This window comes from Roseburia sp. OM03-7AC (assembly GCF_003462625.1).
In the GTDB taxonomy this organism is placed as follows: domain Bacteria; phylum Bacillota; class Clostridia; order Lachnospirales; family Lachnospiraceae; genus Roseburia_C; species Roseburia_C amylophila.
On the sequence record NZ_QTZJ01000013.1, the window covers coordinates 1 to 23,227 of the forward strand.

19 protein-coding genes are annotated in these 23,227 nt (G+C 40.3%); 3 read left to right on the forward strand and 16 right to left on the reverse strand.

The window, feature by feature from the left end:
• Positions 1-80: 80 nt before the first annotated feature.
• The 8 genes from DXB39_RS13785 to DXB39_RS13830 all read right to left on the reverse strand — a co-directional run bounded on the left by DXB39_RS13785 (position 81) and on the right by DXB39_RS13830 (position 5,621).
• Positions 81-989, reverse strand: a complete 909-nt coding sequence (locus tag DXB39_RS13785; protein ID WP_117842313.1) for a TraX family protein — start codon at positions 987-989, stop codon at positions 81-83.
• Between the two features lie 119 nt (positions 990-1,108).
• A complete protein-coding gene (locus tag DXB39_RS13790) occupies positions 1,109-1,540 on the reverse strand; it encodes a hypothetical protein (RefSeq protein WP_117842314.1) in 432 nt (143 codons plus the stop codon).
• A gap of 109 nt (positions 1,541-1,649) precedes the next feature.
• A complete protein-coding gene (locus tag DXB39_RS13795) occupies positions 1,650-2,399 on the reverse strand; it encodes a DUF4367 domain-containing protein (protein ID WP_117842315.1) in 750 nt (249 codons plus the stop codon).
• On the reverse strand, positions 2,396-2,761 hold the full coding sequence (locus DXB39_RS13800) for an RNA polymerase sigma factor (protein WP_117842316.1): 366 nt from the start codon (positions 2,759-2,761) through the stop codon (positions 2,396-2,398). The genes DXB39_RS13795 and DXB39_RS13800 overlap by 4 nt, the downstream gene beginning before the upstream one ends.
• 255 nt (positions 2,762-3,016) lie before the next feature.
• Complete coding sequence (locus tag DXB39_RS13810) at positions 3,017-3,472, reverse strand: tetratricopeptide repeat protein (RefSeq protein ID WP_117538837.1); 456 nt, start codon at positions 3,470-3,472, stop codon at positions 3,017-3,019.
• A 12-nt stretch (positions 3,473-3,484) separates the two neighbouring features.
• Positions 3,485-4,090 (reverse strand): hypothetical protein, encoded by a 606-nt coding sequence (locus DXB39_RS13815; protein WP_117538836.1) that lies wholly within the window; start codon positions 4,088-4,090, stop codon positions 3,485-3,487.
• Between the two features lies 1 nt (position 4,091).
• Positions 4,092-4,601 (reverse strand): hypothetical protein, encoded by a 510-nt coding sequence (locus DXB39_RS13820; protein WP_118469528.1) that lies wholly within the window; start codon positions 4,599-4,601, stop codon positions 4,092-4,094.
• Positions 4,602-4,949: 348 nt separating this feature from the next.
• Complete coding sequence (locus tag DXB39_RS13830; RefSeq protein ID WP_004612630.1) at positions 4,950-5,621, reverse strand: helix-turn-helix domain-containing protein; 672 nt, start codon at positions 5,619-5,621, stop codon at positions 4,950-4,952.
• Positions 5,622-6,117: 496 nt separating this feature from the next.
• On the opposite strand from DXB39_RS13830, the gene DXB39_RS13835 reads away from it, so the two are divergent.
• From DXB39_RS13835 to DXB39_RS13845, 3 genes are all read left to right on the forward strand, one after another.
• Entirely contained in the window at positions 6,118-7,179 is a 1,062-nt protein-coding gene (locus DXB39_RS13835) for a replication initiation factor domain-containing protein (protein WP_278336379.1), read from the forward strand.
• The gene (locus DXB39_RS13840; protein ID WP_002610247.1) at positions 7,179-7,382 is read left to right on the forward strand and encodes an excisionase; all 204 of its coding nucleotides are present in this window, start codon (positions 7,179-7,181) and stop codon (positions 7,380-7,382) included. Before DXB39_RS13835 ends, DXB39_RS13840 begins: the two co-directional genes overlap by 1 nt.
• A gap of 78 nt (positions 7,383-7,460) precedes the next feature.
• Positions 7,461-8,654 carry a tyrosine-type recombinase/integrase gene (locus DXB39_RS13845; RefSeq protein WP_021422701.1) on the forward strand — a complete coding sequence of 398 codons (1,194 nt, stop codon included), beginning with the start codon at positions 7,461-7,463 and terminating at the stop codon, positions 8,652-8,654.
• A 165-nt stretch (positions 8,655-8,819) separates the two neighbouring features.
• On the opposite strand, the gene DXB39_RS13855 is transcribed toward DXB39_RS13845, so the two are convergent.
• From DXB39_RS13855 to DXB39_RS13890, 8 genes are all read right to left on the reverse strand, one after another.
• The gene (locus tag DXB39_RS13855; protein ID WP_117842317.1) at positions 8,820-8,996 is read right to left on the reverse strand and encodes a sigma factor; all 177 of its coding nucleotides are present in this window, start codon (positions 8,994-8,996) and stop codon (positions 8,820-8,822) included.
• Between the two features lie 39 nt (positions 8,997-9,035).
• Positions 9,036-10,244 (reverse strand): MFS transporter, encoded by a 1,209-nt coding sequence (locus DXB39_RS13860; protein ID WP_117842318.1) that lies wholly within the window; start codon positions 10,242-10,244, stop codon positions 9,036-9,038.
• Positions 10,241-10,717: a YbaK/EbsC family protein gene (locus DXB39_RS13865; RefSeq protein ID WP_117698332.1), complete on the reverse strand. Its 477-nt coding sequence runs from the start codon at positions 10,715-10,717 to the stop codon at positions 10,241-10,243. Before DXB39_RS13865 ends, DXB39_RS13860 begins: the two co-directional genes overlap by 4 nt.
• 23 nt (positions 10,718-10,740) lie before the next feature.
• Complete coding sequence (hydF, locus tag DXB39_RS13870) at positions 10,741-11,931, reverse strand: [FeFe] hydrogenase H-cluster maturation GTPase HydF (protein ID WP_117842319.1); 1,191 nt, start codon at positions 11,929-11,931, stop codon at positions 10,741-10,743.
• 13 nt (positions 11,932-11,944) lie between these two features.
• On the reverse strand, positions 11,945-13,363 hold the full coding sequence (hydG, locus tag DXB39_RS13875) for a [FeFe] hydrogenase H-cluster radical SAM maturase HydG (RefSeq protein WP_117842320.1): 1,419 nt from the start codon (positions 13,361-13,363) through the stop codon (positions 11,945-11,947).
• An 85-nt stretch (positions 13,364-13,448) separates the two neighbouring features.
• Positions 13,449-14,504 carry a [FeFe] hydrogenase H-cluster radical SAM maturase HydE gene (gene hydE, locus DXB39_RS13880; RefSeq protein WP_117842321.1) on the reverse strand — a complete coding sequence of 352 codons (1,056 nt, stop codon included), beginning with the start codon at positions 14,502-14,504 and terminating at the stop codon, positions 13,449-13,451.
• Positions 14,494-14,763, reverse strand: a complete 270-nt coding sequence (locus DXB39_RS13885; protein ID WP_022242806.1) for a TM1266 family iron-only hydrogenase system putative regulator — start codon at positions 14,761-14,763, stop codon at positions 14,494-14,496. Before DXB39_RS13885 ends, hydE begins: the two co-directional genes overlap by 11 nt.
• Before the next feature lie 296 nt (positions 14,764-15,059).
• Positions 15,060-23,183 (reverse strand): GBS Bsp-like repeat-containing protein, encoded by an 8,124-nt coding sequence (locus DXB39_RS13890; protein WP_158565999.1) that lies wholly within the window; start codon positions 23,181-23,183, stop codon positions 15,060-15,062.
• Positions 23,184-23,227: the final 44 nt, after the last annotated feature.

The window sequence follows — 23,227 nt, forward strand, 5'->3', positions numbered from 1 at the left end:
ATAAAAATACCGACCTCCAATCGTTAGATTTTTGGGTCTAACTTTTAGGGGTCGGTACACAGCCGATATACCTTTCTTATTTATAATATTTTATAATAACTTATACCATACAATACCAGAAATTGCAGCGGATATGCCGCATAAAACAGCCATTTAAGGCTTTTGCCACGCTTTCCGTTACATGCAAGCATGATTGGCAATGCGCCTATCATCATCCATTGATAGAACTCCGTAAGCAGGGATAAATCCGATGTTCCAAGAGGAATACCCACAAATGAACTGCCAAAATATATGACATCCGCTAATTTATGATAGCCCCAAAAAGAAAACCTGCTCATAATCCGATACAGGATATCTCCCTGGCACATAAACATATACGCCCCACAGAACAGGATATAACGCAGTGCAAGCTTCCACTTGTTCTCTACTGCACAATACAGCCATACTCCCAGCACAATAAAGAACACGCCGCCTTCCGCATCCCAGATTCCACCCAGTAGTGGGAAAATATAATTTGTCCGTAAGACTGTTTGCAACAGCGCATTACCGCGCCATATGTAATCAAACGCCTCTGCCAGAATTGCAAGTCCCATCACCATAGCCTGCCAGAAGATATATATCCCAATGTATGTAAAAAACTTTTTCTTCTCTTTCCGGCTTTCCCATATACAGATAAGCACTCCCGCGCAAAACAGGGTTGTAAATATATTATGATTTTTCGGTTGATACGCCACATAGTCCAGTTTTCTCTGCAGCATACACATAATCTGATTAAAAAATACCATTCCGACATTTGCCAGATATAGGCGCAACAAATATTTCTTTCGATTTCTTGTATGTTGGAACCCCACCGCCAGTGCATAGAAAAACAGCGGTGCCGCTAATCTTCCCAGCCACCGAAACCATATAGGCGAGTCCGGAAAGAACTCGCCTATATGGTCCATCAGCATCAAGATTAATGCTATGATTTTGATTGTGAATATGTTCATTTTTCATCCTCTGATATACCGATTTTACCGTCGATATAAATATTGCTCATGCCTCTCGTGCTTTTCTCCCGTATTTTTTGCTCATTCTTATATCTCGAAATAACTTTCTCCCTTTGCTGCTAATAGGTGACTGTACTGCTATATGTTGTTATTGTTTCACCATTCACAGTATAAACTGCACGTACACGATAATTTCCTCTTGTGCCTGCGACGTAATTTTTAGACAACTCCAAGCCAGAGCCTGTTGTGGAATCAAACCAGCTTGTTACATCTGACCAGCTTGTACCTGACTGTCTCTGCAATGTCATGGTAATTGATATGGATGCCTTTACCTTTGCATATACACTGGCATACGCCGTAAAAGTAGAGCCACTTTTCATTAAGTTCGTATGGTACATAGAAATATTCGCATATCTTCCTTCTGCAATTCTATCTACACAACTATCCACACCTGCACCATACACTACTGTACTGCCATTCATCATGCATATACAAAGACATAGCGTGCAAAAAATACCCAGGATTTTCTTTTTTAATATTTTTCTTTCCATCGTAAAACCTCCTTTCCACCTGTTCTACTTATGTAACAAATGAAAAAGAGGTTTTATGACAATTTTTTCCATTTTTTTAATTTTGGGTGATAATTTTTTATTTCACTTACTATTTTATTGTTTCTGCCATCCTGATTAATTCTTCTTTTGTCAAATCTCCTACCATCATATAAAGATACGTTCCATCTTCCCAAACAAGATTTCCTTTCTCTTCATCCAGCACATCATCCGGGATAAAATATCCTTTAAAATTCTCAATCATAACTTCCTGTTGTTCACCCCCATTGGAACTGATTCCTATATTATCCACTCTATCATTACGCATCTGCTGATATAATGCATATTTTCCATCATTATTTACATAATTATTCTGATATAACTGAAAATCCTCTTTATACTCTTCCCTTTCCAAGGTATACCCTTCCGGCACCCACTGCGGTTTCTTGCAGACAAATTCAAAATCTTCCTCTGAATCCGGTTCAGCACCAATCTCCATTGTGTTCTTCTCGTTGTCCTCTATTGCCACCATTTCCAGATTCTCCGGTTCGCCCAGATTCAGTTGCACATGGTCGGTATACCCGGTCAGAATACATTTTCCGAGCAGACTCTGGAAAAAACTTCTGCCCGTTACGGTTGTTCCAAGAAGCAATACCAGCACTGCCACAACCACAATGACGCGCCGTCTGCCATGCACCGGATAAAGTGCCGGTATCGTATGTTTTCCCATGTCCGGTTGCAGCAGCACTTTTATTTTCTTTCGAAATGTCCTTGAAAAGCGATGCTTTGGTGCAGCCATTGCGTGCTTATAATCTGCCTCACACGCCGATGTGATGGCATCCTTCAGTTCCTGTTCTGTCATAATGAATTCCCCTTCTCTAACTTTTCCTGCAGTTTCTTCCTTGCCCTGCTGGAAATGTGTCTTGCATTGTCAACTGTTGTGTCAAGAGCAGTTGCAATTTCTTCATAGCTCAATTCATTATAATATCGTAAATATAATACGTCCTTATATGGATATTTCATTCTGCCGATAAGTTCTGACATGCTGCTGCCATCCGGAAGTTCAAAGAATTCTCCGTCTCCCTGAGACTCCTGCAGCAGATTTTCAATCGTATCCTCGTCCATCTTGCTTTCGCGGTTCCGCCTACGATATACATTAATTGCTCTGCTCCTAACTATAGTAACAATATAATTCCACGCTTTATGACAGTTTTCACGAGAAATTTTATCTAAATTTTATATCTAATTTTTGATTATCCGCATAAACACTATACTTTCAAGTATTTTGCAGTATAGAAAATCATTCATTTTACCACGAATTTACCACGATTGAATGAGCCTTGATATGACCATTATAATAACACCCAAAAGACACCATTACACCTAAATGGTGTCTTTTTAAAAGCAGTCAATCCTAAGACTAACTGCTTTGTGTGTATGGATATGAAATTGTCAAACTGGAAGTTGTCTGATTAGCAATTATCTTTTGCAATTTATAACTGCATCAAAAAGAATACCAGTACACTCGAGAGTATTGTTACTGTCCCCATTATGATAAACATCATGGAAGTATATTGTAGATGACCAGTTAGATGGGTCAATTACAATATACCAGGATATAAATCCATTTTCTTCAGCCTTATTATAGAACTCTATAGCCTTAACTTTTTCATTCATCAACACATAAATACTTCCGATAGAAAAATATGCTTCAACATAATTAGGGTCCACTAATAATGCTTTTTTAAATGATTCAATCGCTTCATCGTACTTTCCAAGATTTGCACATGCATTTCCAAGATGAATATATGCTTCCATTGTTCGTGGTGCTTCCGCAATAATATCCTCGAGCAACAGCTTTGCGGCATCATATTTTTCAGCAGAAATAAGCATAATTCCCTGACTCACTTTGTCATTTATCATTTCAGTATCCATAAAAACATCCTCCTAGTTAATCTTTGATTTTAATACCTCGTACAATGAAGGTGTAAAATAATCATTTATCTTTATATTACTATCCACCATCTCAGTTATATTTATTTTGTGAATATCAGTAGATGTATTAACAATTTTCTCAACCATCATTCCATCAATGCTTATTTCGAACAGCTTATCATCATAACTCAAATTATTTATTCTGTTCAAGTCAATCACAACAATATTTCTTTTATCTGCAGGTGTTTGATATTTTATTCTAAATATGTAAAATAATTTATCATCAACAATTTCTATCATCTCGTCAATACGACCACCTATAAACGTGTGTTCAAGTCGCATTCTAAGTACGTAGATTAATAACACAGCCGTCAACCCCATTGATGTGTAAATAGATGTTTCACTTGCCACTAAAAAATAACTAAGCTTTCCAGTTCTCATATTTGTTGAAACTAAATTACCTGTTACTATACAATAAATTGGAAATAATATCGCATAAGCAATAACCAATGCAAAAGAAATCTTCTCAAAGAGCCACAAATAATAAATGCCTCTTCTATTCTTACGATTCTCTATTTGAATTTTCTTTTTTAGACCACTGTCAACCGAAATACTCATATTAACCTCCAATCAAACCAACAACGTCTTCAATTGTTTTTACAGTTTTTGTTCCATACTTGTCAAAAATTGAAAAGACTTTCGAATTTTTACCAATTCCAGTAACATTTTTCAAAGCCTTTATTGAACCATCAACATTCTTATCTGACTCTGTATAAAAATCATATAGCCCATCAACATTTTTCAAGAAATTCATTGTGTTATCTGTCGTTTTCGTAACATTAAAAAACTTCACTAACTTTTCAGGAATACTATAGGTTTCCCTACTAAAATTGAATGTAAATTTTCCTAATTCAAATTTTTTATCTTTAAAAAATACAGAATACTTACTAACCTTATCAGAAGTTGTAAGTTTTATTTTAAAAGAACCATCCTTGAATTCACCTGTAGTCGCAGTTCTTCCCATGTCATGCAATATATTTCTTTTTATGTTTGACCATGTAAAGCTGTAACCTTTATACCATTTATCTTTATTGTATCTAAAATTAATGTTATCGTTTCTGGTTGTCACCCTATAGTCTTTTACATTTCCCAAACTAGCAATATTACAAACAAACGCCGTCGTATCTGCTACAACCTTTGTAGTATCTATAACTTTTCCCGCTTTGTTTCATCACCTCAACTTCTAATTTGCTTGTTTCTCCATATCCATATTATAACAGTTCCATATATCTGCCACAATAAAAATCAACATACCCTTTAAATATTTTCTGCATTGAACATACACACTTTTTCTTTCTTCCTCTTGATTACCCACCACAGAAAAGAAAAAGCCCTGTCAAGAGCCTTGCCACCATTGGTGGTGCTTTGCACTCTTTACTGGGCTTTTTGTTTGCTGTATCTTCCATGCAAGAGGAAATTAAAGACCTCTGTTCCATTTCGCCTTTAGATAATCTTCATAATCTCCCTCATTAAAGTCTACTTGTGGAGAAGTATTAGGAATATTTTTTCTGTTATCTATATCTGCAAGTTGACGGAATATCCAGTCATCATAAGGGTTGTGATATTTGTATTCTTTCGGCTGTTCTCTGTATCGGTCTAACCCTCGCATTTCCTTATGTACTTTCATCATGCGTTCTATTTTTTGACGCTGTATCAACTGTTTGATTTCCATAAGTTCTTCAATTTCTACAACCTCATTAGAAAGATAATTGCTGATGTATCTAATCAATATGGTTTCCATGTAAAATCTGTATTCGTTTTCATTATCGAAAAATTCATTTTCAGACAGATAATCTAAAGAAACATTGAAGTCCTGTTCCCGTTTGATAATATCCATGATATATGGCTCGGTGTGGTCGATATACTTCCATTCTCCCGACAATAATTCATTGGGCGTTACACCCAGCACGTCCATTATCTTTTCCAGCGTATCAAAGGTAGGATAATTCACACCTCGTTCAATCTTGGAAAGGCTCTGCATATTGATACCGATTTTATCCGCAAGTTCCTGCTGTTTCATTCCTCTATGTTTTCTTATGGTCTGTATGTTCTCTCCTAAGAAACTGATTTTCTTTTCATAATGCTCCATAACTTAGTATAACCGCTCCTTTCGTTGCTTTTTTTGGTGTTTATAAGCATATCATACTTAATATGTATCTAAAAGTCAACAAAAACTTCTTGACAAGTAATTCTAATGGCGTTATTATCGTATCAGATAGAGTGATTAAGCACGCTAGGGTCAATCACACGCTTGAGTAAGCATAGAAAAGATATATTTTCACTTTGATAGCATGAATAAACATGGACTATCAGACCGAAAATAAGGTTTCTGACTGGGGCTGTTCCGTTTAGCCACGAGCCTTACAAGGCTCGTGAGCGTTAAGAACGGATCAGACACAGGAAGAAAGGGAACGCCTTTAGGCGTTCGTAAAGGGCGTATATGTAACACCGCCCTGCGTATACATGTCATAGTACCTAGAAACTGTGATAAATAAAGGAAAAAACACAATTTTTACCCCGCAAAAAAACGGGGCATACGAAAGGAGAAATGCACTATAACTACACACAAAAATTTATCCGTTAAGATTGATTACATCAGCATTGTATTTGAAACGGCAACCGCTGAAGATGTAATCATGCACATTTTAGATTTACCGACTGACATTTTCAATGTTTATCCAGCAATGATAAAATTCAAGACTTATCAAGCACGCTGGCAGATTGGAGATATTTATGTATCGGGGGACGCAAGAAAGACAGAGGATAACCCACAGGGGCTAGGCTGTTATCTTGTTATGACTGGCAGAGGTTGTGATGATATTTTCCGTATTCTCGACAGTAGGAATTATACCTTTGGGGATATGTTCCGACGTTGTGAGCGAAGATACGGACTGGATAATTTCCACTTCACAAGGCTTGATATTGCCATTGATGATAAGAACGAAAAGCCATTCTTTACCATAGAGCAGATAAAGAAGAAATGCGAAAAAGAGGAATTTATCTCGAATAGTGAGGGCTACCACTTTGACGAAAGCAAGTTTGACGATTTCGATACCGCAAAGACAGTTTATATCGGTGCTGGTAAATCGGGATTGTCCTACCGCTTTTATGATAAGGATAAGGAAGTCTGTTCAAAACATAATAAGACACTTGAGGAAGTCGGCAGTTGGAAACGGACAGAAATGCAACTGCGTGATGATAAGGCTCATGCTTTTGCCATGACATTCAAAGACAGACCGCTGGAACTGGGAGAACTGGCTTTCGGGCTATTGTCAAACAACCTACGCTTTGTCGTGCCAAACAGAAACGAAAGTAATAAAAGCAGATGGAAAACGTGTCGGTTTTGGGAACGCTTTTTAGGGGCTGTGGAAGTCTTGAAACTGCAAGTACCAAAACAGCAAAATTCCCTTGAGGAAACACAGCAATGGCTTACAGAGGGTGGCGTGATTTCTGCTGTCAAAAGTTTTTATTTCTTAGAAGAACATGATGCATTAGGTGGACTGGAAAAAGTGGGAACTATGCTTGACAGGGCAAGATACAGCAGTTCCCTTTCCAGTAAATTAACCGCCCACTTACAGAGGATAGACCGCACCGACCTTATCCCCTATATCCAGTATGACACGAAACATGGGAAAGGGGGTATCTGATGAATAACAACGATATTCCCGTATGGGAAAAATACACCCTTACCATTGAAGAAGCGTCAAAGTATTTCCGTATCGGAGAAAACAAGTTAAGACGCTTGGCAGAGGAAAACAAGGACGCTGGCTGGCTCATTATGAATGGCAACCGCATACAGATTAAACGCCGACAGTTTGAAAAGGTCATTGATAAATTGGACGCAATCTAATGCAAATGAGCCTTGTATGTGTTATGATGAACACAAGTCATATCAAGGCTCTTTCCAACAAGGAAAGGAGCAGACACCATGAAAGAAAAAAGACGGGATAGTAAAGGACGTATCCTGCATACTGGAGAGAGCCAACGAACAGACGGAAAATACTTATATAAATATGTGGACGCATTTGGAAACACAAAATATGTGTACGCTTGGAGATTGACACCCACAGACCCGACACCAAAGGGAAAACGAGAAAAACCCTCACTTCGTGAACTGGAACAGCAGATAAGACGGGATATTGAGGACGGTATCGACAGCACAGGCAAGAAAATGACGCTTTGCCAACTCTATGCCAAACAGAACTTACAGAGGGCAAATGTGAAGAAAAGCACACAAAAACAACGGGAACAACTCATGCGGTTATTGAAAGAGGATAAGTTAGGTGCTAGGAGCATTGATACGATAAAACCCTCTGACGCTAAAGAATGGGCGTTACGCATGAAAGACAAAGGCTTTTCCTACAATACCATTAACAACCATAAACGCTCGTTAAAAGCGTCATTCTATATTGCTATACAAGACGATTGCGTAAGGAAAAATCCCTTTGATTTCAAGTTAAGTGAAGTTCTAGAAAATGATACCAAAGAGAAAGTCGCATTGATAGAGGAACAGGAACAAGCCTTATTGTCATTTATCAAGACGGACAATGTGTATCATAAGCATTATGATGATGTGCTGATATTATTAAAAACAGGACTTCGTATCTCGGAACTGTGCGGACTGACAGTAGCCGATATTGATTTCAAGAATGAAGTTGTGATTATCGACCACCAGTTATTAAAGAGTAAGGAACAAGGCTATTATATTGAAACGCCTAAAACAAAAAGCGGAATAAGGCAAGTGCCATTAAGCAGAGAAACGATACAGGCATTTCAAAGGGTTATGAAGAAACGCCCAAAGGCAGAACCATTTGTGATAGACGGACGGAGCAATTTTCTGTTTGTCAATCAGAAAGGCAAGCCGAAAGTTGCCATTGATTACAACGCCTTATTTATCCGTATGGTAAAGAAATACAACAAGCACCACAAGGACAATCCCTTGCCACATATCACACCGCATACGCTACGCCATACGTTCTGCACAAGACTGGCAAGCAAGAACATGAACCCAAAAGATTTACAATATATCATGGGGCATTCAAACATCAGTATCACAATGAACTGGTACGCTCATGCGTCCATAGATACTGCAAAATCAGAGGTTCAGCGTTTAATCGCATAGAAGTATTTACCACGATTTTAACCACGCTTGATAGCGAAAATATAAAAAGATAGACCTAGATATGTGAGGTTTACCACAAAAGCAAAATGCCCGTAGAGCCGATAAAATAAGGCTTTGCGGACATTTAAGAAGATATAAAAAGATAGTTAAAAAGATATATATAATTTATTTTAAATTATTTATAATTGCAATATAGCTTTCCTGCACAGCATCTTCCGCATCTGCAGAATTCTTTAAAATTCCATATGCCACATGGTACATTGCAGAGTCAAACTGCTCACTCAACTTCCTGCAAAATTCCCTGTCCTCTTCATTTTCGATTAGTTCAAGTAACTGAAACATAACACGCTCCCATTTCCTCTGCTGTACTTTTTCCGACGCTTATGCCGTTTTCTTTGTTAAAAGTTCATGCATGACTACCATTACAACCAGTATTGCAAATAAATAGCACGGCAGCAGTGCCACAGAAATCCTGCTGGCAAGCACGCCAAACAGCGGCGGCATCGCCAATATTCCAATATAGGCAAATGCCATCTGCACACCAATGATTGCCTGGGATTTGTCTGCGCCAAAATGTGCCGGTGTGGAATGAATGACACAAGGATAAATCGGCGCACAGCCCAGTCCTATGAGAATCAGACCTGCCAGTGCCAATACATTGCTTCCTGGAAGCACCATTGCCATTATTCCAAGGACAATAATACTCTGTCCCAGCCGCACCATCTGTGTATCATTTAATTTCATTGTGATAAAGCCACTTATGGCGCGCCCAACCGTTATTCCAATATAAAAGAGACTTGCAAAGATTGCTGCTGTTTCGCTTGACACACCTTTATGTAAAGTCAGATAACTGCTTGCCCATAATCCGGCGGTCTGCTCCAGTGCGCAGTAACAGAAGAAGCAAAGCATCACTTCTTTGGCTCCTGCAATTTTTAAGATTTCACGGAGTGACAAAGCCTTTTCTGCTGTTGTGTCAGCTTTTTCTGATGCATTCTCCAGTAACTGTTCCATTTCTGCATTCTGCAAATTTTCGGTCGGACTTTTCCGCCCTTTCCACAATGGAAGACTGAAAACAAGCACTGCAGTCAACACAACCTGAATGATTCCAATATATCGATAGCCCATATTCCAGCCCTGCCCCATGGAAAGTGCGATTCCCATGATGTAAGGACCTGCCGTTGCTCCAACACCCCACATACAATGGAGCCAGCTCATATGGCGGCTTTCATAATGTAATGCCACATAATTGTTTAAAGACGCATCTACACTTCCTGCACCAAGACCATAGGGAATTGCCCACAGACACAATGCCCAGAAGGAGTGGGAAAAAGAGAATCCAAACAAAGCCACCGCCGTTGCAGCTACGCTGATTGCAGTTACTTTTCCGGTTCCAAGCTTCTTCGTAAGTCTGTCACTTTGCAGGCTGGATACAATTGTTCCGGCGGATATAATCATGGAAATAATTCCCGCATAGGAAATCGGCACGCCAAACTGCTGATACATGGTCGGCCAGGCGGAACCAAGAAGGGAATCCGGCAGTCCCAGACTGATAAATGCGAGATAAATAATTGCCAGTAATAATTGTGTCATGCTTGCTGTTCCTCCTTGCAGATATTCACCCATTCCTGATATCCGGAACACTGTTCCAGTTCCGGGATTGTCAGCTCAATGGCGCTGTTTCCACTGCCACATGCCGGAAATACTGTTTCAAATTTTTTCAGGCTTTCATCGAGATATACTTTTATACCCTCTTTGATTCCAAAAGGGCAGACTCCGCCAACGGCGTGTCCGATATAGTCTTCCACTGCCGCTGCCGGAATCATTTTTGCTTTGGTTCCGAAGGTTGTCTTATATTTGTGGTTGTCGATTCTGGCATCTCCTGCAGCTACAATCAGAATCGGCTGTTCTCCCACCAGAAAAGAAAGCGTCTTTGCAATACGCTCCGGCTCACAATGAAGTGCTTCTGCTGCCAGTTCCACTGTCGCACTGGATTCTGCCAGCTCCATAATCCGCTCCTCCATTCCAAATTCTTTTAAATATGCTCGTGCGCGTTCGATTGACATAGTTACGCTTCCTTTCATCATTTCTAATAGCTGATTTTATCAAGAATTCCAGACAGATATGCAATGGCAACACCATAGTTGCTCATTGGAACTTTCTGTTCTTTTGCACGTTCAATTCTCGTCATGACATATTTTTTATTAAACATACAGGCTCCGCACTGAATTATTAAATCATAATTAGATAAGTCTTTTGGGAAATCTGTTCCGCTGACGATATCCACTGTCAGTCCTGCTCCGATACGTTTTCTCAGCATATTCGGAATTTTCTCCCTGCCGATATCCTCTTTCAGTGGTGCATGGGTGCAGCATTCTGCAATCAGTACCTTTGATTCTTCCGTAAGACTGCTAATGGCTGCTGCGCTCTCTTTGTAGTAAGCGAAATCTCCCTTGTACTCTGCAAACAATACGGAAAATGAGGTCAGAAGACTTTCCTGCGGCTTCTTATCATATACTGTGCGGAAAACCTGGGAGTCAGTAATAATAAGCTTCGGTGGTCGCGCCAGCGCCGCCAGCGTATCCTCTAACTTATCCGTTGTGCAGCTCATTACCAGACATTTATGATCCAGCAAATCACGGATGGTCTGTACCTGTGGCAGAATCAGTCTGCCCTTTGGTGCCTGGATATCCTGCGGCATAACAAGAAGGACCAAATCTCCTTCTTCTACCAGTGCTCCGGTTATGGTTTCTTCACCATAATCATCCGGCACAAGTCTTATTAATTCTTCTTTAAATTTTTCTATATCTTCCTTGCTTTTCGAGCTGATAACAAGAATTTCCTGTTTTGTCTCTTCCTTAAGCTGTGCAGCTATAGCATCTGAACCGGTCAGAGTATCCGCCTTGCTCAATACACACAAAATCGGCGTATGTTTCTCTTTAAAATAACGGAACCATTCTAACTCTGCGCTATATTCTTCTCCTGAAAACAGCAATACTGCAATATCCGTTTTTTCTGCAGCTTTTTCCGTCTTCTCCACACGCATTTTTCCTAACTCACCCACATCATCAACCCCGGCTGTATCAATAAATACGCAGGGGCCGATGCCATGTACCTCCATCGCTTTGTAGACGGGATCCGTTGTCGTTCCCGCCACATCCGATACAATTGCTACCTGTTGTCCGGTAAATGCATTAATCAGAGAAGATTTTCCGCTGTTTCTTTTGCCATAAAAACCGATATGTATCCGGTTTGCACTTGGTGTTTCATTCAATGACATCGCTAAAGACCTCCTAGAATCTGAAATCGCGCTGTCCTTCCTCAATTTCTTTCAGATGACGTTTTGCAATTTCTCTTGTTTTTTCATTTGGTACTTTCTCTATCTCCTTAGCAATCAACGCTTCTCCGATTTTTCTGGTATCTTCAGAAGCATAATCAATCAAATATTCCTTCAATGTCATCAGCGCATTCGGATGACAGCAATTTAAAATCTGCTGGTTCTTACAAAGACTCATAAAACGGTCTCCTGTTCTGCCTTCCCGGTAACATGCCGTACAGAAACTTGGAATGTAACCCATATCCATCAGCCAGTGCACTACCTCATCCAGTGTTCTGGTATCACTGACATCAAACTGTTCGGAACGTTCGTCTTCCGGCTCCGGATGGTCATATCCACCAACGGAAGTCTTGGAACCACCACTAATCTGGGATACACCAAGGCGGATAACTTTCTCACGTACCGCCTGGCTCTCTCTGGTAGAAATAATCATTCCGGTATATGGAACTGCCACACGGATACATGCACAGATTTTTGCAAAAATATCATCACTGATTCCATTATCGAATACATCCGGGTCAATGTCATCTGCACGTTTGATTCGTGGCACGCTGATGGTATGTGGTCCTACTCCATGCACTGCCTCCAAATGTTCTGCATGCATCAGAAGTCCTGCAAATTCATATTTGTAAAGTTCCAATCCAAAAAGTACGCCTAAGCCAACATCATCGATGCCACCTTCCATGGCACGGTCCATGGCTTCGGTATGATATGCATAATCATGCTTTGGTCCGGTTGGATGTAATTTTTCATAGCTTTCTTTATGATAAGTTTCCTGAAAAAGAATGTAAGTTCCGATTCCGGCCTCTTTTAATTTCCGGTAATTTTCTACGGTTGTTGCAGCAATATTTACATTAACACGACGAATTGCACCGTTTTTGTGCTTAATGCTGTATATGGTCTTAATACACTCTAAGATATATTCGATTGGGTTATTCACCGGGTCTTCGCCTGCTTCAATTGCCAGACGCTTGTGTCCCATATCCTGTAATGCCGTTACTTCCTGACGTACTTCATCCTGTGTCAGTTTCTTCCGGGCAATATGCTTATTTTTTCCATGGTACGGACAATATACACATCCATTGATACAGTAATTGGACAGATATAATGGTGCAAACATTACGATACGATTTCCATAGAAATCTTTCTTAATCTGTTCTGCAAGGTCATATACTTCCTGGATTTTCTCTTCGTTCTCGCAGGCCAGCAATACTGATGCTTCTCTGTGAGTAAGCCCTTTCCGTAATTTTGCCTTTGCAATGATTTCGTCAATAAGGGCAAGATTGTCCTTATTTGCCTCAGCATATGCCAGAGTCTCTTCAATCTCTTCGTGGCAGATAAATTCTTCTGCCTTTAATGATGCTTTGTTATACATAATGTTTCCTTTCTTCCGGGTCAGAAGCTCTTTCCCGTTGGTTATTATATGGTGATTTAAGAAATACCTCTTGTATTTCCTTTATTTATATAAATGGCGAATCTCCTCTTGAGACCACCAGTTTATATCCAATGGATTCCATACGGTTGCCAAGACATCCACGGCATTCCGCTGCCTCTTCCCCGGTACAGATTTTATTATCGTAAAGGGCATACTTCTTCCGCACCTTTACCGGTGACAGATTCGGCATTACCACATTTCCTCCTGCTAAAATGCCAAGCTCCCTGCCCCTTGAATGGATGGTTCCCAACGCTGTAGTTGCCGGAAGCAGTACCTTCGGCAGCATCAGACGGGTAATTGCCAGTAAAAACAATGTCATCTCAAGGCTTCCCTGCTCCATCTCTCCAAATGGTGTATCCTTTTGTGGAATAAACGGGCCGATTCCTACCATATGCGGATTGAATGCTTTCATAAAGACAAGGTCTTCCACCAGATTGTCTATGGTCTGATATGGGGAGCCAACCATAATGCCACATCCTACCTGATAACCGATTTCTTTTAAAGCATACAGGCACTGTTTCCGATTTGCAAGAGACATTTCTGCCGGATGAAGCTTCCCATAATGGGCTTCATTCGCGGTCTCATGACGCAATAAATAGCGGTCTGCTCCTGCCGTATAAAGTCTTTCATAGCTCTCCCGGCTCCGTTCTCCTAAGGACAGTGTTATGGCACAGTCCGGGTAAGCAGCCTTTATTTTATGAAGCAAATCTTCCAGTAAATCATCTGTATAATAGCCGTCTTCGCCCCCCTGCAGGACAAAGGTACGAAAGCCTAATGCATAACCGCTTTCACAGCAGGATAAGATTTCTTCTTCCCTCAGGCGGTAGCGTTCTGCATTCTGATTGCTTCTTCGGATGCCGCAATAGATGCAGTCATTCTTACAGTAATTGGATATTTCAATCAGTCCTCTGGTATAGACTTCATTTCCAAATGTCTCTTTCTGTCTTTTTCTCGCCAGTTCAAAGCCGTACTCTGCAATTTCTTTATCGATATGCAGTTCTAATAATTTTTTATATTCTGCCTCTGTAAGCTGTGTATCCTGATACAGCTTATCAAATAACTCTTTTCCTCTATTCTTCATGTCTGGTCACCACACTGGAATATGCTGTTTTTACACTGATTCCCGGTAATTTTCCGATTTTACCGGTCAGTGCACTGATGGTATCCTGCGGTGCATCGATTGCTATACTTACGATATTTATGCCTCTCTCCCGGTATGGAATTCCCATTCTTCCGATAATATAAGCTGCATATTCATGTAAAATTTCATTTAATGCTCCGACGGATTCGTCCTTTTCTATTACAATGCCGATTACAGCCACTCTGGTATCTGCTGCCATTTCTTCGTCCCTCTTGTTTTTCTGAATCAATACAATTTCAACGCTTATTTTACGTTTTTAGTATAAGAGATTTATTTTTGGATTACAATTGTCAAGCTCTGGTTTTATGCGTATTTATTGTATTTTTTTACATACCAGACCTGTTGCCGGCTGCTTTTTATGTATGACCGGCTGCAATCTACAAGAAATACGCTTTGCGAGTTTTTTACTTTACAGGAAAGCAATTTCCTGTAAAGCAAAAAGGGATTCTGCTCCTTCCTTTCATCCGAAACAGAATCCCTTTTCTTTCACACTTTTTAATTTCCTTTACGTCCTTCTTTATAACCACTTCCAATATAATGCATATAATAGGATTTTAAATCATTTCCAAAGGCGTTTTGAAGATCATTGTATCTATTCTTATATTTTTTCACATTAAAGGAGTCTTTTGCCTGTCTTCCTTCATTCATACCACACTCCACAAAATGTCTCAATGCGGCTGTATCATCACCATAAAACGCTGCCTTAAGATCAGAATATTTGCTGATGTAATAATTGTAGTCATATACCAGACTGTAATCCACTCCATTGTATACGGTTACAGGATTCTTAAGCACGCCATTTCCTGTTGCTTTACGTCCTTCCCGATAGCCACTGCCAATATAATGCATATAATATGCTTTCAGATTTCTTCCAAATGCACTTCTTAAGTCTGCATAATTAGCACGGTAAGCTGCTACATTAAAGGATGCTTTTCCCTGACGCCCCTCATTCATACCACATTCCACAAAGTGACGTAAGGTTGTATTTTCATCACCATTAAATGCCGCTTTAATATCCGGATATTTGTTGATGTAGTAATTGTAGTCATATACCAGCTTGTAATCCACGCCATTGTATACGGTTGTCGGATTCTGCAGTTCTATACTTCCGGTTGCTACCCGACCCTCAGCATATCCATTGATGCGATAATGATTATAATATGCTTTCAGATTATTTCCAAATGCACTTCTTAAATCCGCATACCGGGCACGATAAGATGCAACATTGAAGTTTGCAATTGCCTGACGGCCTTCTGCCTCACCATTATTTACAAAATGTGCAAAAATTGCTTCTGTATTGCCGCCAAATGCTTTTGCTACATCAGGGTTATTCTTTATGTAATAATTTAAGTCAAAGACCCTTTCATAGCCTGCACCAAATACGGTAGTCGTTGCATATGCACACCGCATTTTATATCCGCCACCACTTACATATACATGGATATTATATACACCCACATTATTCTTATGATTTGCAATATTGGCATGCACGATAAAGGTATCTGCATCTACTCTGGATGCGTTATACCATACAATATCGCTCTGATCAGCCTTTGTCCAGACCGGAACACTAACAGAAGTCACATAACTTGGGACTCCATCCACAACAATATCAAAGGTTCCTGCTGCTGCATTCCTGCTCTGAACGATTACGTCAGAAGTCAGCACTGGTTCTGTGATAGCAAAGGACTTTGTCACGCTGCCCTTATAGTCTCCAATTCCTGTAATGGTTACATAAGCTGTTCCTACAGAATAATTGTCACGATAGGAAGGCTTGTAGTCTACATTTTCTTTCAACATTGTTGTCCCATCTTTGACAACAACCGGCGGAGTCAGCAGTCTTCCATTATAAGTCTGTGATGCAACTGCCAGAACCGTACAATTTTCAATGCTCTTTTCTTTAATTACAAAGGTATCAACTTTTTCTCCGGAGTATACACCAATACCGGAAATGATTACCCTGGCAGTTCCCACATTTCTATTGTTACTGTAGCTTACCGTATAATCAACATCTTCTGTTAATACCTTGCTTCCCATCTTAACGACCGGAACCGGCTTATAAGTCTGTCCGGTATACTGCTCTGAAGCAGGGATTCCGGTAACTGTTGCCTTGGATAAGCTGTTGCTGATTTTGAATTTCTTAACAATTGTTCCGGTATAATACTGGGTCAGCGGACGCACAGTAATGGATGCATCGCCTGCCAGCTCATTATTTGCATACGTTGTTTCATAATCTTCATTCAGCGTTAAGGTATTGCCACCACATGCCACATGGATAGACGGACATATCGGGCTTCCGGTATAAAGCTGTTCCGGAACACTGTCAATAATTGCATCCTCAAGGCTTGCCACAATATTGAAGTAAACGCGCTTGGTCTCATCATAGTTGCCAAGTCCTTTAATTACTACCCATGACTCTCCTGCCCTTAAGTTGTTGCCATTGACAACCTGATAATCCTTCCCTTCTACCAAAAGCTTTCCGTTGTCATAAATCGTCAGTGCCGGGCGGATGTAATTGCCGGTATACTTCTGATCTGGGATTGCTTCTGCCACAGCATTTCCAATATCATGTTTGGTAATCTTATAGTATACCGTAATGCTGTCTTTGTAGTTACCGCTTTCGGTTGCAGTTACCGTTGCACTTGCAGTTCCGATTGCAGTGTTGTTCTCATAAGTTACTTCATACTGGGAAGAATCAATGGTTAATCCGGTAGAAGTATCTTTTAAAGTAAGTACCGGTTTAATCTCGCTTCCGGTATAATCTACGTTATCGGTTCCGGTAATCTCAATATCTGCAGAAGTAAGTGACTTTCTTGCAATCTGATATGGATATACAGCTGTTCCTACATATCCGGTCTGGTCATTTTCCGTACCAACGATTCCAACATATACTGTTCCAGCATGAATCAGGTCAATGGCACTTGCTTCCGTCGTACAATCTTTATCAATATAGTATTTTACGATGTAATCTTCGTTTTCTGTCAGATAGCTTCCGGTCTTATTGAACTTCACCTGAATGTTCTTCGGCTTGGTATCAAGACCGTTATATACAGTATCGGAAATTCCGGTTACCGTTAAAGTATCATTGGAAAGTAAGGTACCGATGGTAAACTTCTCAATTCGTGTTCCACTGTAGTTACCCTGTCCGGTTACTTTAATCCATGCGGTTCCCACCTGACTGTTATTGGTAGAATATTCATAAGTAAAGTCTGTTCCATTTACCAGTGCTACAATTCCATTTTCCGAATTATCTTTCAGGCTGATATTCGGTGTATAAGTAGTACCCTGAATATAAGGATAGTTCCGGTTTGCCGGGTCAAATCCTGTATCAGAAGCATCGGATAACGCCGCACTGATATTTTCAGAAGAAAGATCCCTTGCCAGAATAGAGAACGGAATTGTCTTGCTTCCGGTATAGTTGGTGGTATCCTTCGGAGTAATCTGGACAAACGGTCCGGAAGTTCCATTTGCATCTTTTACAGCTTCATTATTAAAGTAAGCTGCCGTATAATCCACATTGCGAACCAGTGGTTCGGCACTGGTGGATGTCATATAAACATTTAATTCCGGTTCATACTTGGTTTTTAACGGTACATACTGTGGATCTTCTATTTTAGAGTATACTAAATCTTCAACATTTTTCTTTAAAATGTTAAACTCTACCGTTGCAGTTCCGGTACAGCTTGCCACACCGCGGATTGCTGCATATGGTGCATTTGCCCCGCCGGCGTTCGCTGCATTGATATTATTGCGATACTCATCCACCACATAATCCGTGTCTAACGTAAGGGTCTGTTCTTTGTTATTTTCATCATTAAATGTTAATTTAATTTCAGGTTCCTGCGCCTCACCATTGTAGGTTACGTCAGCAATTGTCTTGCTTACCGTAGACAAATCACGTTTTGTAATAGTAAAGGTCTTAGTCAGTGTTCCCTTGTAATTGCCCTTACCGATTACAGTAATGGTTTCGGTTGCACCTGCCGGTGCACTGGATGGATTATCTGCATCCGTCTGGTAATATACGCTATAGTTTGCCGGGTCAATTACTTCTGAACCGCCAATCTTCTTAATGACCAGAGAATCCGGCTTAATCAGCTTACCGGTATAAACATAGCTGTCCGCAATTCCGGTAATCTCATAATCTTCCATATGAATGGAATCAATGGTAAATGCTTTCGCCTTGGTGGTTCCCATCAATTTACCGTTTGCTGTTGCCTGAATGACTACACATGGTCCGTTCTCGCCATTTGCTGCTGCAACTGCAGTATTCTTACGATAAGTTACCGTATAATCTTTTCCTTCTTCCAAGGTATCAAAGGTAGAACCGGTTAATGCATATTTCACAACCGGAACCGGTCTGATTTCCTGTCCGGTATAGGAGAATACATCTCCACCTAAGTCAATGCTTAAATCATCACTGCCCAGGTCGTATTTAATCGCAAACTTCGCCGTTTTCTCACCACTGAAATAAGTTCCGGTTCCCTCAATCGTTACGATCGGGTCAGTCAGTGAAACAGATTTACCATTTACAATGCTCTTAATGTTGTAGTCTGTTCCAAGTGCCAAAGTCTTGCCATCACATACTACAGTCATATTTTCAATTGGCTGTGTGGTTGTATTGTATTCGCTTCCAGTATATTTCTGTGCCGGAATCGTAATCTCAGCATCTTCAATTTTACCGGTAATTGCAAAATTCGCAACATAGCTGCCTACCCAGTGATTCTTCTCAATTCCGGTAATGAGTACACTGGCCTGCCCTGGAACAGTATTATTTCTATAAGACACGCTGTAATGTGTTCCCGCTATCAGACGTTCCTGGGTATCGCTGCCTTTTACATACACGGTGACGGTAGGTTTCATTCCGCCGGATGCTGCCTGTGCCTTATCATACTCAATGGTATCATAGCTTAACTTCACTTCAATCTGGTCAGCAGAATTATTCATATCTCCATCATAGTAGAAGTAACTATTCTTGGTTCCCTTAAAGTTACCGGTTCCTTCAATGGTAATATCCTGCTGTCCTACTTTAAATTTATCTACCTGGGTCGGAGTATAGGTATAATCTACGCCAGGCTGCAGTGTATATGAATATTCTCCAATTCCGGACTCATTCGGAAAACTCTGTGTTACTGTGAAATCCGGAATATTCTTTTTAAAAATGTAACTCATTCCCTGCAAAGATACGCCTACACCATCAATACTCTTCCGCTGAATAATAAACTGATTAGAGCCTGCAATCTTATCTGCAGTATAATCTGCACTTTCCAGCACACCGGTGTAATTTCCGATACCCTGGATTCTTACATAAGTTGTTCCTGCATTGGTCTTTTCTGCAGCTGTTGCTACATTCTGATAATCCTTATCCGAATATACTTCAAACTGATAATCCTTATTCGTTGACAATAAGCTGGAAGAATCTCCATAGCTTACTTTTACGGAAGGAGTCAGTACTTTATTGGCATAAACCGGACTATTTACATCTACCCGGAGTTTGCTTAATTCGTTGATATCCTTCTGATTAATGGTATAGCTTACGGTTGTTGTTCCTGTATAGTTGCTGTTTTCTGCCGCCTTTAAGGTCAGAGTTGCAATTCCCGCATTGATTGCATTTTCACTGCTTTCAATACTGTATTCCTTATCGGTCAGAATATAGCCATTGGTGGTAGGGTACTGTAATACAACACCATCTCCGTCTGCGGTAGTAGAAATTACAACTTTCTGCTCAATTCCATTATATGTATAAGTTCCATTTACTCTTGCATTCAGTTCTGCAATATCTTTCTTCTCAATAACAGCATATCCGGAAATCTCTCCGTAATAGCCTCCTCTTCCTGATACAGCAAAATAAACAGTTCCCGCATTGATAAATGCTTCATTTGTCTCAGTGCTTACAACATTCTGATGTGCCGCATCACTATAGAAGGAAATGCTATAGGATGACGGATCCGGAATCGCATCCATCATCTTTGTCTCAATTGCCTGAATCATCTCATTCTTATGGGAATTCCGGTTATAGGTTCCACCAGATATATTAAATGCCTGTACGGTTGTAGCAATATTTGCTCCGATAAAGTAGAAGGTCACTGCCATTCCTGTATAATTTCTGCCATCTACTGCTTTGATTCTGACATATACTTTTCCGGAATTCTTATGTTCTGAAACAGTTGTACATAATTCATCTTCATAATAACCTTCGATTTCATAATCGACACTCTCTGTCAAAGTGCGATTACCATCCATTACTGCTAAGGTTGTAGCTTCCGGATTGCCTGTATAACCGCAGTTACTTGCCATTATAGTTAATGAACTCATGCTCTTCGGAGTAATCTTGTAGGAAGTACGGATACTTCCGTCTAAATTAGCATAAGTTCCAAGTCCGCTGATTAATACATAATAAGTGCCTGCGTCCACCGGCTCTGCAATGACATTCTTGTAAGCAGAATCCGTAAAATAAGTAACCTTAAAGTCTTCACCCTGTACCAGGCCTTTGGCACCATTATTATCGGTAATACGGATTGCCGGCACCTGCATACTTCCATTGTATTCAAAGGTAACCTGTGTCGGATCATAGTTTGCAGAACCTTCAACGATATTACACTCGCATTCATTTAATTTTCTTGGCACAATACTGAAGGTTCCACGGTTCACGCCACCCTCTGCCAGTGCATAATCTCCAGTCAGTCTGATATAAGCCTTTGCATTGTTGGTTCCAATTTCGATGTTATCTTCACAGGAAACCACTTCTACATACTGGCTGTCCAAGGTGACATTTTTACTACCTTCTTTATAATAAACGGTAATATTTGCAGGATCCGGCACAACAGCACTACCGGTATAAGTCTGGTCTGTAATTACAATATCTGCCGGGCTGATGTTCTTTGGCTTAATCATATAAGTATATACTCTTTCGCCTCCGGCATAGTTACTGCCATCCAGACCGGTTATCTTAAGATAATAGGTTGCTGCATGAATCAGTTCCTGTATGCCCGTAGTGTCTTCCTTATCGTCTGCCCGTTCAGTACATTCCGGATCACGATAAACAGCATAGTCAAAATCCGTTCCTTTTTTCAAAGCATTCCCCTCATCATCGGTTGCTGTCAGGGATAATACCTTGCTCTTACCATCAAAAAAGCTGGAATAACTGGTATCTTTATTAATGACACCTGCTTCTTTTCCGTTGATTGCCAGCTTAAAGGTACATTTATCTAAAGATTTTGCTACAATATCAAAATAAATCGGCTCTGCCTTGGTTCCAAGGTCTCCTTCGTAGTAATCCAGTCCGGTTACCTTCACATAATATCTTCCAATAGAAGTCGGTTCAGGTACAGTCTTGGTATACTCCGCATCTTTATAATAAGTAATCTTATATCTGGAATCACTGATAACATCACCGGATGTATTGGAGACGGTAATGTTTGGCACATTTTTCTTGCCATTGTATTCCAGTTCATTTTTATCCAATACTGCTTTACCAAGCTTGTCATAGATTTTAAAGTTGATAAATGCGTTTCCGGTTAAATTTCCGGTTCCGGTAATAATCAGGTTATTGGTTCCGGTCTGTCCTGCAGTAGTTTCATTTAGGTATGCCACGTTGTAGTTGCCGGCAGGAATCTCCACGCCATTCAACTTCACTACTACCTCATTGGTCATATCCGGTTTACTATTCTTTACATAATAATATTTATCACTCTTTAAGGAAACACTGATGCCTGCTGCACTTAAATCTGCCTTGCCAATCAGGAAATTAAAGGTTTTGCTGCCCCGGTACAGAGAAGAAGAATTCGCTGTTACTGTCATCTTCGCTGTTCCGGCATTGGTATTGTCTGCCCAGCTTGTGGTATAGTCAGATGCCTTGATTCCTGCGGAATTCTGACTGTCTACCAGTGTAAATTCCGGTCTCTGTGCAGTTCCGGTATAAGTAGAATTGCTCAGTCCATTGGAAACAGTTACAGAATCCGCTCCAATATTATAGTAAATATTGTAACGGTTCTCTTCAATTCTTCCGGAAAATGTATAGTTACTGCTGCTCTTTAATACAATTTTAAAGGAATGTGTTCCAACAGAAGTATTGCTTCCTGCAGTATATTCTACGTTATAATCATCTGCTGAAAGGTTTACCATGGTAGAAGTACCGCTTATGATACCATACACCCCTGTAATCGTCGGTAATACATCACTTCCTGTATAATATACATATCCGTCTTCACCGGTTCCTTCCACCCCTTTATAATTAACACCGATATAGCTTAACTTCTGCCGTGCAATCGTAAAGCTCTTGGTGGTCTGCCATCTGTGGCTGTCTCCGATACCAACGATATCAATATGTGCTGTTCCTGCGTTGGTATTATTACGGTAATAAACGAAGTAATCCTCTTTTTCTTTCAAAGTTTCTCCATCAATCTGGACCGTAACTGCCGGCTTAACCTCCTGTCCGGTATAAGTATAGGTATCATTTCCGGTTGGAGTTGCACCATTTGCATCCGCTCCTAATGTAATGCTTCCATTGCCCGGAAATGCATCCGCCGCCTCTGCCGGTATCGCCGGAAGCACGCCTGCAATCATACAAATACTTAAAACTAATACCAGTATTCTTTTTCCAACATCCTTGTACTTACGCATAGAACCTCTCCTTATTGCTTGTTGTTTCCTCATCTTTTTATCTT